Here is a 14,130-nt window from a genome sequence, read left to right as displayed (position 1 = left end):
CAATGGCGATGGCGCTGACGGATCGCGTTCGCGGGCAAGCGCGCTCCTACAGTGGGTTTGGGTCATCGCCCAATTCCGCGTTCGGCACCACGTCTTTAGCCGGCTTGCTGGCGAACGCGGTCGGTCAGAAACGTAGATGTCAGGCGATACAGCGCCTTCGCCAGCAAGCCGGATCCTACGGGAGATCTCCGGTGTAGACACGTCGGGCCAGGGCTGAAGCCCGAAGTCGACAAGACTGCGCCCCTCATCTGATCCGTATTTATACGCCTTAGCTGGGTCTGTACTGAAACAGCCTGAGCCCTGACAATCCTCCCAACCCCGGCCGATGGAGCGAGCCCGACCGGAGGGTGTCGCACCGGCTCGCCTCACTCTGTATCGCACGCTTTGCGTAGGAGATTTCATGGCCAAGCTCGCCATCTTTTTGTTCGGATTTCTTGCCCTGACCCTGATGATCGGTGCGCTGGCCACCATCTCGCCCGTCTGAACAGACCCATGCCCGCCACACCCCCGCAAACGGCAGATTGAAATCTGCTGTTTTCGTTTGCCTCCCTCCAACGCAAGCCTCCCATTCGCCATTCGCCATTCGCCATTCGCCATTCGTCCGTAGATCCCGGCGCACTCCCTTGACGGTTTTTTGTAACGGGACAATACTCGGCGCAGATTCATATAGATGACTACATAACTACAACAGCGAAGCGCCTCCATGAACCGACTCTCCAGTGATGTCCGCCTGCCGCTCTATCAACGTCTGCGTGACCAACTCGCCGAACAGATCGCCAACAATCGATGGCGGCCGGGCGAAGCCATTCCTACCGAAGCGGCGCTGTCGAGCGAGTATTGCCTGTCGACCGGTACGGTGCGCAAAGCCGTGGACATGCTGGTCAGTGAAAACATTTTGGAGCGGCAGCAGGGCCGCGGCACCTTCATCAGGCGGCCGCAGTTTCAGTCTTCGCTGTTCCGGTTTTTTCGTTTTCAAAGCGTCTCCGGCGAGCGCCAGGTGCCAGAGAGCCGCATCCTCTCCATCGAAGCGGTCAGCGCACCGTCTGCGGTTTCCCATGCCTTGGGCCTGCCGCTGGAGGCATCGGTCATTCGCCTGATCCGTGTGCGTCTGCTCGACGCTCAGCCGGTGCTTGCCGAAGAAATCTGGCTGCCGCAAGTGCAGTTTCAGACGCTGCTGGAAGTCGACCTGAGCCGCCAGGGCCCGCTGCTCTATCCGATTTACGAAGAGCTCTGCGGACAGGTGGTTGCCTACGCCGAAGAAACCCTGACCGCCGAAGCCATCAACGAGGTACACGCTCGTTTGCTGCAGGTGCCGGTCAACAGCCCTGTGGTGGTGATTGAGCGCCTGGCGCGCAATTACGCCGGGCAACCGCTGGAATGGCGCCGCTCGCGTGGGCATGCCAGCCACTTCCGTTACAGCGTGGACATCCGCTGAGCAGCGGACCCTGCTCACCGACATCAGCGCTCAAGCCCGTCATCAAAGAACAGGCTCTGCACCCCTGCCGCTTCACACTCATAAGGACAAAAAGCATGTTCAATTGGTATCGCCAAGTCACTCCGCGTGAACGCAAGACGTTCTGGGCCTGCTTCGGCGGGTGGTCGCTCGACGCCCTCGAAGTGCAGATGTTCGGCCTGGCCATTCCGGCGCTTATCGCCGCGTTCGCCTTGAGCAAAGGCGACGCCGGGCTGATCAGTGGCGTGACGCTGGTGACTTCGGCCCTCGGCGGTTGGGTCGGCGGTACGCTGTCGGATCGCTACGGCCGGGTGCGCACGCTGCAGTCGATGATCCTGTGGTTCTCGTTTTTCACCTTCCTTTCGGCGTTCGTGACCGGCTTCAGCTCGCTGTTGATCGTCAAGGCGTTGCAGGGTTTCGGCATTGGCGGGGAGTGGGCTGCAGGGGCGGTGCTGATGGCCGAAACCATCAATCCCAAGTACCGCGGCAAGGTCATGGGCACCGTGCAAAGCGCATGGGCGGTGGGCTGGGGGCTGGCGGTGGGTGTGTTCACCCTGATCTATTCGTTCGTGCCTCAAGACATTGCCTGGCGGGTGATGTTTCTGGTCGGCCTGCTGCCGTCGCTGCTGATTATCTGGGTGCGCCGCAATGTCGAGGAGCCGGACAGCTTCCAGCGCCTGCAAAAAGAAAACGCCATCCCGCAGAGTTTCTTCAAGTCCCTGGCCGGTATCTTCCGCCCGGAGCTGATCCGCGTGACGCTGCTCGGCGGTTTGCTGGGGCTCGGTGCTCACGGCGGTTATCACGCCGTCATGACCTGGCTGCCGACATTCCTCAAAACCGAGCGCAACCTGTCAGTGCTCAACTCCGGCGGCTACCTGGCGGTGATCATCGTCGCGTTCTGGTGCGGCTGCGTGGCCAGCGGCTTTTTGATTGACCGCATCGGCCGACGTCTGAACATCGTGCTGTTTGCCCTGTGCTGCGTGGTGACCGTGCAGTGCTACGTGTTCCTGCCGCTGACCAATACGCAAATGCTGTTCCTCGGCTTCCCGCTGGGGTTCTTTGCGGCGGGCATTCCGGCCAGCCTCGGTGCGCTGTTCAATGAGCTTTACCCCGCCGACGTGCGTGGCGCAGGGGTGGGCTTTTGCTACAACTTCGGCCGGGTGCTGTCTTCGGTGTTTCCGTTTCTGGTGGGCCACATGAGCGAATCGATGTCGCTGGGCTCGGCCATCGGCATCGATGCCGGGATCGCCTACGGCGTGGCCGTGATCGCCGCCCTGTGCCTGCCGGAAACCCGCGGCCGCAGCCTGGAGGGCAGCGCTTCTTCCATTCCTGCGGCAGACCCGCGCAGCGAAACCGCCCGCGCCTGATTCTTCCCGCCCGCGCGACGCCCTGTGCGTCGCGCATCTTCAGACAGATGAGATCAATGTCCGACATTTTTTCCACGCCCCTCGCGCCCATTCTTGGCATTGACGGCCATGCACACGTATTCAGCAGGGAGCTGGACCTGACATCGGCGCGACGCTACACACCGGGTTACGATGCCACGCTGGCGATGTACCTGGAACAACTTCAGCAGCACGGTCTGAGCCATGGCGTACTCGTGCAGCCAAGCTTTCTCGGCACCGACAATCGCTATCTGCTCGACGCGCTGCGGCAGGCGCCGGGGCAGTTGCGCGGGGTGGTGGTGGTCGAGCCCGACATCAGCCGCGCCGCGCTGGAGGAGATGTACCAGCTGGGCGTTGTCGGTGTGCGGTTGAACCTGATGGGGAAGGCGCTGCCGGATTTTGCCGAGCCGCACTGGCAGGGGTTTTTCGCCCACCTTGCCGCGCTGGACTGGCACGTCGAAGTCCATCGGCACGTCACCGACATGCCGGCGCTGCTGTCGGGATTGATGCCGTTCGGCGTCAGGATCGTCATCGACCATTTTGGCCGACCGGATGCCCGCTCCGGCCTCGATCAGCCGGGCTTTCGCGAGATGCTGGAGCTGGGCCGAGGCGGCCAACTGTGGATGAAAGTCTCCGGCGTTTATCGTCTGGGAGGCAGCGCGCAGGAAAACCTCGATTTCGCCCGCGCCGCGCTGCCGCTGTTGCTGGACACATTGGGCCCGCAACGCCTGGTCTGGGGAAGCGACTGGCCCCATACCCAGCACGAGGAACAGATCAGTTACGCCTCCGTGGTCGAGCAGTTGCGCGCACTGGAGTGCTCGCCACAACTCATGCGCTCATTACTCATCGGCGCGCCGCAGGTGCTGTTTGATTTTGCCCCGGTCGAGGCCTGATACCGCTGGAGCTGCCGAGACCCGGTCCGGTCCGGGCAACGTCAGCCTGCGCAGCCTGGCTCATGGGCGGCTGATGAAGGGCCGGTCAGGCGCGTCGCCTGGGCTCTGAATGTTGATGCGTCGGGCCTTCGCCCCCTGCGGCTCCACACGCAGCAGGAAAATCATCAGCAAACCGTTTTTGAAGGTCGCGCCTTGCACCTCGATGTGGTCAGCCAGATGGAACACCAGTCTGAAAGGCCCGTGCGCAATGCCCTGATGCAGGTAGGTCACGCCACCGTCGGTATGCGCCTCGCCGCCGCACACCGTCAGCACGTCTCTTTCAAGTGTCAGGTCCAGGTCGGCGGCGGCCAGGCCTGCCGTGGCGATCACGATCCGGTAATGATCGTTGCCATAGCGTTCGACGTTGTGAGGCGGGCCGCTGGCGTTTATCTCGCTGTGCAGCGCAGATTCGAAGAAGTCATTGAAGCGATCGAAGCCCACTGATTGCCGGAACAGCGGAGCCAGTGAAGCGGTGGTGGCCATGCCTGAATCTCCTGGAGATTGCCACGGTGGTCGAGAAGGCAATCGAGGCCGACTCTGCATTTAGAGTTAGGCTCAAGCGCCGCAAAATACAAGCACCGGCGTTAAATACTCCCCTGACAGAAGCGCTCTATCGTGCCCCAAGCATTTGCCTATTAGACGGCTGGCCCGAGTCGGCTAGTCTTGTGCGGGTGCTAGTCCGGGCCGTTTCGCTTACGGCCAAATAAAAAAGAAGGTGAGTAGACCATGTCGACCGAATCGAAATGCCCGTTCAACCACGCAGCCGGGGGCGGCACGACCAACCGTGATTGGTGGCCGAACCAGCTGAATCTCAAGATTCTGCATCAGCACTCGCCGCTGACTGACCCGATGGGCGAGGCATTTGATTACCCCAGCGCCTTCAAAAGCCTGGACTACGAAGCCGTAAAACGCGACCTGCTGGAAGTGATGACTCAGTCCCAAGACTGGTGGCCGGCCGACTTCGGGCACTATGGCCCGCTGTTCGTGCGCATGGCCTGGCACAGCGCCGGCACCTACCGCACCGGCGACGGTCGCGGCGGTGCAGGGGCAGGGCAGCAGCGATTCGCGCCGCTCAACAGCTGGCCGGACAACGTCAACCTGGACAAGGCCCGGCGACTGATCTGGCCGGTCAAACAGAAATACGGCAGCAAGATCTCCTGGGCCGACCTGATCGTGCTCACGGGCAACGTGGCGCTGGAATCCATGGGCTTCAAAACCTTTGGCTTCTCGGGCGGCCGTGCCGATGTCTGGGAACCGGACGAGGACGTGTACTGGGGCGCTGAAACCACCTGGCTTGGTGGTGAGGATCGCTACGGCGCGCACAAAGACATGCAGCAGCCCGGTGAGGGCACGCTGGTCGCCGAACCCGAGCATCACAGCGAAGAGCAGACCCGTACCGCCAACGGCGAACGCAACCTCGAAAACCCTCTCGCCGCCGTGCAGATGGGCCTGATTTATGTCAACCCCGAAGGCCCGGAAGGTGTGCCGGATCCGGCCGCATCGGCGCGTGACATTCGCGAAACGTTTGGCCGCATGGCCATGAATGATGAGGAAACCGTCGCCCTGATTGCCGGCGGTCACGCGTTTGGCAAGACCCACGGTGCAGGGCCTGCCGACAACGTCGGTGCGGAACCGGAAGCGGCCGGTCTGGAGGAGCAAGGCCTTGGCTGGCGCAGCAGCTACGGCTCCGGCAAGGGTGGCGATACCATCACCAGCGGCCTGGAAGTGACCTGGACCTCGACGCCGACCCGCTGGAGCAACGAGTATCTGGAAAACCTGTTTGGCTTCGAGTGGGAGCTGACCAAGAGTCCGGCCGGGGCGCATCAGTGGAGACCTAAAAATGGCGCCGGTGCAGGCAAGATTCCCCATGCCCACGACCCGGCCAAGCGTCAGGAACCGCGCATGCTGACGTCCGACCTGGCGCTGCGCGTGGATCCGGCTTATGAGCAGATATCCCGTCGCTTCCTGGAAAACCCGGATCAGTTGGCAGATGCCTTCGCTCGCGCCTGGTTTAAATTGACTCACCGTGACATGGGTCCGCTGGCCCGTTACCTCGGCCCGGAAATGCCTGCCGAAGAGCTGCTCTGGCAAGACCCGATTCCTGAGGTCAATCACCCGCTGGTGGATGCCACTGACGTGGCGGCGCTGAAGGAAAAAATTCTTGCTTCCGGTTTGTCGGTGTCGCAACTGGTCTCCACGGCCTGGGCAGCCGCTTCGACCTTCCGCGGTTCCGACAAGCGCGGCGGCGCCAATGGCGGTCGTCTGCGTCTGGCCCCGCAGAAGGACTGGGCGGTCAACCAGCCGGCGAATCTGGCGATTGTGCTGGAAGCGCTGGAGCGGATTCGCAGCGAGTTCAATACCTCACAGGCAGGGGGCAAGCAGATATCCCTGGCTGACCTGATCGTGCTTGGCGGCAGCGCGGGTGTCGAACAGGCCGCGAAAAATGCTGGCCACACCGTCAGCGTGCCGTTTACCCCAGGACGCATGGACGCTTCTCAGGAGCAGACCGACGTCGAGTCATTCAGCTTCCTTGAGCCCATCGCCGATGGCTTCCGCAACTACCTCAAGGGTCACTATCGGGTTTCGGCCGAGAAGCTGCTGGTCGACAAGGCGCAATTGCTGACCCTGACGGCGCCGCAGATGACCGTGCTGTTGGGCGGCCTGCGGGTTCTGGACATCAACGCCGGGCACAGCCGTCATGGGGTGCTGACCGACAAACCGGGTGCGCTGAGCAACGACTTCTTCAAGAACCTGCTGGACATGGGCGTCGAATGGAAGGGCGTTTCGGGTGGCGATCAACTCTTCGAAGCTCGCGACCGCAGCACCGGCGAAGTCAAATGGACCGGCACCCGGGTCGATCTGGTGTTCAGCTCACACGCTCAACTGCGCGCGGTGTCCGAGGTGTACGCCAGTGCGGACGGGCAGCAAAAGTTCGTCGAGGATTTCGTTGCCGCCTGGACGAAAGTGATGAACCTGGACCGCTTCGACCTGGCTTGATATCAGGTTTATGCGCGGTTGAGGGCTTCATAGCCGAGGCCTCCTAAACGGAGGCGCGGTTCAGCACGCCATAACAACGCCTCCGCAATGGAGGCGTTGTTTTGTTCGCTAATGATGGGGCGCTGCCGAAATCAACTGTAGGAGCCGGCTTGCTGGCGAATGCGGTGGGTCAGCGCCGCAAGTGCCGACTAACGAAATCGGTTCGCCAGCAAGCCGGCTCCTACAGGTTTGAACATGTGAGACCTGAACCCCTTCGCCCTGGCTTGAGGTCAGGGTTTCCCGGCGTTCAGCACGCCATAACCAACGCCTGCGAAATGGAGGCGTTGTTTTGTGCGCTGATGATGGATGCTGCCGAGCTCAAGTGTAGGAGCCGGCTTGCTGGCGAACGCGATGGGTCAGAACCGCAAGTGCCGACTGATAGAGCCGTCTGGCCAGCAAGCCGGCTCCTACAAATGCGTGGCGTTGCGGCTGACGTGTATTTGCCCGGATCCCGCCCCCCGCTGATGCCGAGTCGGTAATGCTCAGCCGCGCATCTGTTTCATTTTGTGACGTCGGATAGGCGCCATTCAGCTGCTTGCGAATACTGCACGGCGCTGGATTGTTGTGAGTTCCTGAAACGACGGGTGTGACAATGGATACGAATGAAAGACGGATCTCGGATGAAGCTGTTGTGTTTGCCAAGGCCAACAGGAAGGTAATTGCCAAGAGGCTAACGGATCCTTCGGTATACCTTTCAGAGGATGCGCCAGTTTCAGTATTTATGGCGGGATCGCCTGGGGCCGGGAAGACCGAAGCGTCATTGGAGTTCCTCTCGCGATTCGGCGGCTCTGTGCTGCGCATTGACCCTGATACCTACCGCACGGAATTACCCGGTTATACCGGCAGCAATTCATCACTGTTTCAAAGGGCAGTGTCTGTTTTGGAGTCCGCCGTTCTTGATAAGGCACTGCGGTTGCAGCAATCTTTTCTGCTGGACGGGACAGCGTCAAACTTTGACACGGTCTCGCTCAACATTCGGCGCTCGCTGAAACGGGGTCGGTTCGTGCTAGTGCTTTATGTTTATCAAAATCCGGAAAGAGCTTGGGAGTTCGTCCAGGCGCGAGAGCGAATTGAGGGCCGGAATATCCCGTTGCGAGGATTCCTGGATCAGTATTTCGCAGCTCGAGAAGTGGTCAATCGTTTGAAATACGAGTTCGGGCGTACCGTAACCGTGGATATTTTCATCAAGAATCATGACGGTTCTACGAAGGCTTACCTTTAGAACATCCAGCAAATTGACACCCACATACCCGAAACCTATGATCGGGCTTCGCTTGAGCGCAGGCTTAACTGCATGAGGTACGAATGATGGCCGCTCCACAAAAACTTAAAACAGTGAAGTCGACGCCGTTTTCCGACTTTGTCCGCAACGCCACCTTCGAGGAGAAGGAACGGGTTTACCTGGAGGTCATGGAGAAAGCCTGGGCGCGGCAGGAAAAGATCATCGAGCAAGCCCGGAAAATGTAACACCCCCCAATAAACGAAGCTGCCCTTGAGGCGGCTTTGTCGTCTCAGCGGCCCAAGCCGCAAGCATTCAAGCCAGTGCCAACACCCGTCGACACTCCAGCACCAGACTCGCGCCGCCCGACGGGCTGCTGCCGATGCGCAGTTTGAAGCCGTGCAGGTTGACGATCGCGGCGACGATGGACAGGCCCAGGCCGAAGCCGCTTTGCTGATTACCGTTTTCGCTGCGGTAGAAACGTTTGAACACCGCCTCGCGCTCGGCGTCCGGGATGCCGGGGCCGGTGTCCTGTACTTCGATGAACGTGGTGTCGCCTTCGGCGCGAGCGATGAGCAAAACCTGCCCGCCCGGCGGGGTAAATTTGATCGAGTTGCTCAGCAGGTTGGACAGTGCCTCGAACAACAGCGCCCGATCGCCCACCAGCGGGGGCAGCGTTTCGGCCACTCTGAGTTGCAGGGAGACGCGGCCTTCCTCGGCCAGTGGCAGGTAAAAATCGTGCAGCTCCTGCAACAGCGGCTTGGGGTCAAGCTGCCCGAACGCTGAACGGCGCTGATGATCCTCAAGCTCGGAGATCCTCAGCAGGCCCCGGAAGCGTGCCATCAATGTGTCGGCATCGGCGATCACCAGGGCCATTTGCTCGCCCAGTGGCGAGTCTTCCGGCGACTGCTGTTGAATCCGGTAAAGCTGCGCGCGCAGGCGGGTGAGCGGAGTACGCAGATCATGGGCGATGTTGTCGCAGACGCCTTTGACTTCGTTCATGAGCCGCTCTATGCGGTCGAGCATGGCGTTGACGATGTCGGCGAGCATGTCCAGCTCGTCGCGACGGTCCGACACCGGCAGGCGCTTGGCCAGATCGCCGGTGACAATCGCCTCGGCGCTCACCTGTATCGCCCGGATACGCCGCAGGGGCCGCCGACCCAGCAGGTGCCATCCGGCGATGCCGGGAATGATCGTCAACGATATGCCCCACAGCAGCGCGCGCAGGATAAGCGTCGTCACGGCAAACAGCGAGCCGTTGTCGCGCACCAGCACCAGCCAGCGATCATCCATCGTGTGAATGGCCACGGCATCGCAGCCGGAGCTTGGCAGATCAGGGTCGTCGGAATCGATGCATGTCTCGAGCTCCTGGATCGCTCCGGTCAGCTTGAGGCCCTGAGGAATACTTTGGATCGGGCCGCTGATGGGCTGCAGGTCTTTGTCGAACAGGCCGTAGGCGTCGACCGAGCGGATGTCGAACTTGTCGCTGGTTTTGAGCGCATCGTCCAGTTGCGCGCCCTCAAAGCGGGAGAACAGCTGTTGGCGCTGCATCAGCGAGTGGCGGGCGAGGGTGTTGAGGTAGCTGGTGACTTCCCAGTACAGCACCCCCATCAGGATGCTGCTCCAGGCAACGAACAAGAAACTGTACAGCGCCAGCAGCCGGCTGCTGGAGGAGCGCCAGCCCTTAGACGGGTTCGGCAATGACATAACCTGAGCCTCGAACGGTACGTATCAGCGGCGTCAGGGTAGGGGGATCGATTTTCTTGCGCAAGCGCCCGATGTGGACGTCGATCAGGTTGGTGCCGGGGTCGAAGTGATAACCCCAGACTTCTTCGAAAATCATCATGCGGGTGATGATCTGGCCGCTGTTGCGCATCAAAAATTCCAGCAGCTTGTATTCGGTCGGCAGCAGGTTCAGGGGCTGGCCGGCGCGGCTTGCTTCACGGGTGATGAGGTTGAGCTCAAGGTCGGCGACCTTGAGCATGGTCTCGGCCTGAGTCCCCGCATTGCTGCGGCGCAGCAATACTTCTACCCTGGCCGCCATCTCATCGGAGGCGAAGGGTTTGGACAGGTAGTCGTCGCCGCCGGCCCGCAACCCGCGCACGCGTTCATCGACATCGGACAAGGCGCTGATCATCAGGATGGGCGTAGCGATACCCAGGGCGCGCATGGTGGTGACAATGGCCAGGCCGTCGACTTCCGGGAGCATGCGATCAAGGGTAATCAGGTCGTAATCGCCGCTCACGGCACGCACCAGGCCCTCGCGACCGTTGTCGACCCAATCCACTTGCAGCCCGTGGCTGCTCAGCTCGGCAACGATTTCCTTCGCCGTGACGGCATCGTCTTCGATTGTCAGAATTCGCGTCATGGGAAGTCAGGGCCATGTGAGGGACAGAAGGCTGCAGTTTGCCTCTAAACGCTGTCGGTTTTTCTTAAAAATAATTTAAGAAGGGCATGAGGCCATGTTTGATGCTAGCGGGCGCGCCGAAGGAGGAGCACGCCGCGCCGTCAACCTGTGGGAGTGAGCTTGCTCGCGAATGCGTCCTGTCAGGCAATCATTCACCAACAGGTCCGACGCCTTCGCGAGCAAGCTCACTCCTACAGGATAAGTGCCAGGCTGACACGCAGCCACCCGCCCGGGCCTCAAGCGCCTTTACGTTCAGTTTCAGCCTTGGTCGGTGCGTCTTCTCGCTGATCCTTCTTCAGCGCTTTTTTCGAGCCTTTCTTGTCCGGCGTGTCGCCCTCGCTTCGGATCTGCGCGTGGCTGATCAACGCGAAGATAAAGCTGCCGCCGATAATGTTGCCGGCCAGGGTCGGGCCTGCGAACACCAGCCAGAAGTCTTTCCACGGCAGTTCACCGGCGAACACCAGGTACGACACTTCCGCCGAGCCCACGACGATGTGGGTGAAGTCACCCAGCGCCATCAAGTACGTGATCATCACGATGATGCCGATCTTGGCGGTTTCCATCGACGGGATCATCCACACCATGGTGGCGATCATCCAGCCGGAAATGATGCCCTTGGCGAACATCTGACCGCTGTCGTTCTCCATCACCTTGCGGCCGATTTCGAGGAAGGCCTGGTCGGTCTTGGTATCAAAGATTGGCAAGTGCAGCATGACGTACGCCACCAGCAGCGTGCCGCACAGGTTGCCCACCAGCACCACGCCCCACAGCCGGAACAGACGGGCGAAGTTGTTAAGGGTGGGTTTGCTCATGACCGGTAGCACGGCCGTGAGGGTGTTTTCGGTGAACAACTGCTGACGCGCCAGAATGACCGCCAGGAAACCTGCGCTGTAGCCCAGGCTGGCGATGACTTTAAAACCGTCGCCGTCGGGCAGGCGTGAATTCAACAGACCCATGGCCATCAATGACAGCCCCATGGTGAGGCCAGCCGCGAGGGCCGACCAGAACAGCGCTGCCACGTTGCGCTCCAGTTCCTGATCGCCCTGCATGCGGATCGTTTCATGGAGGACGGCTGCACGGGGTGGCTGGTTTTCGTCGATTTCACGTTCTTCTTCCGGCGTCAGGCCGGGGGTCTTGCCGTCTGGTTCGTGTTCCATGGTGATCCTGTGGAGAGGCGGAGGCATGCGGTCGATGGGAGGCGGCGGTTCACTTGCACAAGCTTGCTGCGCGGCGCTGATGCTTCAGACACAATCCGTTACCCGTCGTTCGCCAGCGGCGACTGCCTTTTCACTGACCCTGGAGACCCTCCGTGACCCTTCATATCCGCGACGCAACCCGAGCCGACGCTGCCGTCATCCTGGGATTCATCACCGAGCTTGCGATCTACGAAAAGGCCGAACACGAAGTGACGGCCAGCGTTGCCGACATCGAACGCAGCCTGTTTGACGAACCGTCGCCGGCCAAGGCGTTGATCTGCTTGCAGGACGGGCAGCCTATCGGGTTCGCGGTGTACTTCCTCAGCTACAGCACATGGCAGGGCCGCAAAGGTCTTTATCTGGAAGACCTGTTTGTGTCAGCCGCCCACCGGGGTGTCGGCGCCGGCAAACGGTTGTTGCGCCACCTGGCGAAGATTGCCCACGACAGCGGCTGCGGCCGGTTTGAGTGGAGCGTGCTGGACTGGAACCAGCCGGCGATCGATTTCTACCAGTCAATCGGCGCCGCGCCACAGGACGAGTGGGTCCGCTACCGGATGGAAGGGGAGGGATTGAAGCGCTTTGCGTTGGGGCTGGATTGAAGCGCTTATCGAAGGTGCGCACATCGTGCATAGACCCTGATGTTGATCGCGACCCGTTGTAGGAGCGCGCTTGCCCGCGAATTGCGGTGGGTCAGTCGCACCTGTTCGGCTGACCCTCCTCGTTCGCGAGCAACCGCGCTCCTACAATAATTTGCGGTGAGTCAGGCAGATCGGCGATGCCGACCCGTGGACACTGGATGTTTAGCTGGTCAGAGCTGCGCTGTCGATCCAGGTGACCCCCGCCAGCGCCATGTCCTTCCAGGCCTGGTCCAGCGAGCCATTCAGGTCGATGGCCTTGCACGCGTCGGCAATCACCCAGGTGTTGAACCCTGCAGAACGCGCATCCAGCGCAGTCCATGCCACGCAGAAATCCAGGGCCAGTCCAACCACGTAGACGCTGTCGATGCCGCGCTCGCTCAAATACCCCGCCAGACCGGTACGCGTGGCGCGGTCGGCTTCGACAAACGCCGAATAGCTGTCGATGCCGGCATTGCAGCCTTTGCGCAGGGTGAGTTGCGCATGAGGAATGTCCAGGCCGGCATGCAACTGCGCCCCGTGACTGCCTTGCACACAGTGATCAGGCCACAAGGTCTGTGTGCCGTAAGGCAGCGTGATGTTGTCGAACGGCGCGCGGCCGGCGTGGCTGGAAGCAAAGGACACATGGCCGCGGGGATGCCAGTCCTGCGCCAACACCACATTGCGAAACTGCGCCCCGAGCCGGTTGATGATCGGCACCAGCGCATCGCCCTCGGCCACGGCGAGCGCACCACCGGGCATGAAGTCGTATTGCATGTCGATTACCAGCAAGGCGACACGCGGGTCGTCGGGGAGTCGGGAAAGTGGCGGGGTCATCATCGAATCCTGCATGCAATGGAGGGGGCGGCGTCAGGCAAACACACGAATCGCTGCGCCGGCGTGCCAGGCCTGGATGTCTTCGATCATCTGTCTGAAGAACATCCGGTAGTTGTTCTCGGTGACATAGCCCACATGGGGCGTGGCCACCACGTTTGGCAGCGTGCGGAACGGATGGTCGGCAGGCAGTGGTTCGACGCTGTAGACATCCAGGGCAGCCCCGGCAATCTTCCTGTTTCTGAGCACGTCGATCAGCGCGTCCTCGTCGACAATCGGGCCGCGGGCGGTATTCACCAGATACGCCGTTGGCTTCATCCGGTTCAGCGAATCGGCGTCGACCAGGCCACGGCTGCGCTCGCTGAGCACCAGGTTCACCGACACTACGTCAGCCTGCTCGAACAGCGCCTGCTTGCTCACACAGGTCACGCCATGCTCGGCCGCGCGTTCAGGGGTAAGGTTTTCGCTCCAGGCGATTACCTTCATGTCGAAGGCTTTGCCGTAACGAGCGATTTTATGGCCGATGCTGCCCAGCCCGACGATGCCCAGGGTCTTGCCGTACAGGTCACTGCCAATGCCGATCTGCCAGTTGCCGGCGCGCAGGGAGTTGGCTTCGTCCACCAGATTGCGCGTGACCCCCATGATCAGCGCCCAGGTCAGCTCCGGCGCCGCGTATTTATAGCTGTCGGTGCCGACCACCGTGATGCCCAGGCGAGCAGCGGCTTTGAGGTCCAGCGCGGCATTGCGCATGCCGCCGGTGACCAGCAGTTTCAGGTTGGGCAATTGGCTCAGCAGGGCGTCGTCAAAAAGGGTGCGTTCGCGCATCACGCAGATGATCTGGAAGTCTTTAAGGCGGGCGACCATGGACGCCGTGTCGGCCGGGTAGTCGTGCAAAAAGCTGACCTTGCCGATGGGCTTCAAGACCCCCCAGTCCACAACGTTTTCAGCGACCGATTGCCAGTCGTCGAGTACGGCGATGTTCAGCCCGGAATCCTGAGTCATTGAGCGAGGCCTCGTTCAGCAGCGATGTTGGATTTTGTGGCGCTCACAGTAC

Annotated in this window: 13 protein-coding genes; 7 read left to right on the top strand and 6 right to left on the bottom strand. The window is 61.1% G+C overall.

All coding sequences use genetic code 11. From position 1 onward, the window contains the following. Positions 1-703 precede the first annotated feature (703 nt). The 3 genes from QRN48_RS21530 (at position 704) to QRN48_RS21520 (ending at position 3,731) form a co-directional block, all read left to right on the top strand. A complete protein-coding gene (locus tag QRN48_RS21530; protein WP_191945952.1) occupies positions 704-1,435 on the top strand; it encodes a GntR family transcriptional regulator in 732 nt (243 codons plus the stop codon). A gap of 95 nt (positions 1,436-1,530) precedes the next feature. Then, a complete protein-coding gene (locus QRN48_RS21525; protein ID WP_350310478.1) occupies positions 1,531-2,820 on the top strand; it encodes an MFS transporter in 1,290 nt (429 codons plus the stop codon). A 56-nt stretch (positions 2,821-2,876) separates the two neighbouring features. Continuing rightward, complete coding sequence (locus QRN48_RS21520) at positions 2,877-3,731, top strand: amidohydrolase family protein (protein WP_285353110.1); 855 nt, start codon at positions 2,877-2,879, stop codon at positions 3,729-3,731. 60 nt (positions 3,732-3,791) lie between these two features. On the opposite strand, the gene QRN48_RS21515 is transcribed toward QRN48_RS21520, so the two are convergent. Beyond that, positions 3,792-4,253, bottom strand: a complete 462-nt coding sequence (locus QRN48_RS21515) for an Hsp20 family protein (protein WP_285353108.1) — start codon at positions 4,251-4,253, stop codon at positions 3,792-3,794. A gap of 243 nt (positions 4,254-4,496) precedes the next feature. Between QRN48_RS21515 and katG the strand changes: the two genes are divergently transcribed. The 3 genes from katG (at position 4,497) to QRN48_RS21500 (ending at position 8,273) form a co-directional block, all read left to right on the top strand. Next, complete coding sequence (gene katG, locus QRN48_RS21510) at positions 4,497-6,767, top strand: catalase/peroxidase HPI (RefSeq protein WP_285353106.1); 2,271 nt, start codon at positions 4,497-4,499, stop codon at positions 6,765-6,767. A gap of 631 nt (positions 6,768-7,398) precedes the next feature. Then, positions 7,399-8,028: a zeta toxin family protein gene (locus QRN48_RS21505; RefSeq protein ID WP_285353103.1), complete on the top strand. Its 630-nt coding sequence runs from the start codon at positions 7,399-7,401 to the stop codon at positions 8,026-8,028. 83 nt (positions 8,029-8,111) lie between these two features. Next, positions 8,112-8,273 carry a hypothetical protein gene (locus tag QRN48_RS21500; protein WP_191945990.1) on the top strand — a complete coding sequence of 54 codons (162 nt, stop codon included), beginning with the start codon at positions 8,112-8,114 and terminating at the stop codon, positions 8,271-8,273. A gap of 67 nt (positions 8,274-8,340) precedes the next feature. On the opposite strand, the gene QRN48_RS21495 is transcribed toward QRN48_RS21500, so the two are convergent. The 3 genes from QRN48_RS21495 to QRN48_RS21485 all read right to left on the bottom strand — a co-directional run bounded on the left by QRN48_RS21495 (position 8,341) and on the right by QRN48_RS21485 (position 11,589). After that, positions 8,341-9,732, bottom strand: a complete 1,392-nt coding sequence (locus tag QRN48_RS21495; RefSeq protein ID WP_191945946.1) for a sensor histidine kinase — start codon at positions 9,730-9,732, stop codon at positions 8,341-8,343. Next, the gene (locus tag QRN48_RS21490) at positions 9,710-10,393 is read right to left on the bottom strand and encodes a response regulator transcription factor (RefSeq protein ID WP_037011241.1); all 684 of its coding nucleotides are present in this window, start codon (positions 10,391-10,393) and stop codon (positions 9,710-9,712) included. The genes QRN48_RS21495 and QRN48_RS21490 overlap by 23 nt, the downstream gene beginning before the upstream one ends. A gap of 275 nt (positions 10,394-10,668) precedes the next feature. Continuing rightward, on the bottom strand, positions 10,669-11,589 hold the full coding sequence (locus tag QRN48_RS21485) for a formate/nitrite transporter family protein (protein WP_052075169.1): 921 nt from the start codon (positions 11,587-11,589) through the stop codon (positions 10,669-10,671). 152 nt (positions 11,590-11,741) lie between these two features. Here QRN48_RS21485 and QRN48_RS21480 point away from each other — a divergent pair, with 152 nt between their 5' ends. Next, positions 11,742-12,227 carry a GNAT family N-acetyltransferase gene (locus QRN48_RS21480; RefSeq protein WP_285353097.1) on the top strand — a complete coding sequence of 162 codons (486 nt, stop codon included), beginning with the start codon at positions 11,742-11,744 and terminating at the stop codon, positions 12,225-12,227. A gap of 201 nt (positions 12,228-12,428) precedes the next feature. Here QRN48_RS21480 and pncA read toward each other — a convergent pair whose 3' ends face one another. Both pncA and QRN48_RS21470 read right to left on the bottom strand, forming a co-directional pair. Further along, positions 12,429-13,079 (bottom strand): bifunctional nicotinamidase/pyrazinamidase, encoded by a 651-nt coding sequence (gene pncA, locus QRN48_RS21475; protein ID WP_285353095.1) that lies wholly within the window; start codon positions 13,077-13,079, stop codon positions 12,429-12,431. A gap of 33 nt (positions 13,080-13,112) precedes the next feature. After that, entirely contained in the window at positions 13,113-14,078 is a 966-nt protein-coding gene (locus tag QRN48_RS21470) for a D-2-hydroxyacid dehydrogenase family protein (RefSeq protein ID WP_285353093.1), read from the bottom strand. Between the last annotated feature and the right edge of the window lie 52 nt (positions 14,079-14,130).

This window comes from Pseudomonas sp. ME-P-057 (assembly GCF_030208975.1).
Classification (GTDB): Bacteria; Pseudomonadota; Gammaproteobacteria; order Pseudomonadales; family Pseudomonadaceae; genus Aquipseudomonas; species Aquipseudomonas lutea.
Note: the sequence above shows the minus strand (reverse complement) of the source record. Positions and strands in the feature narration are given on the sequence as shown.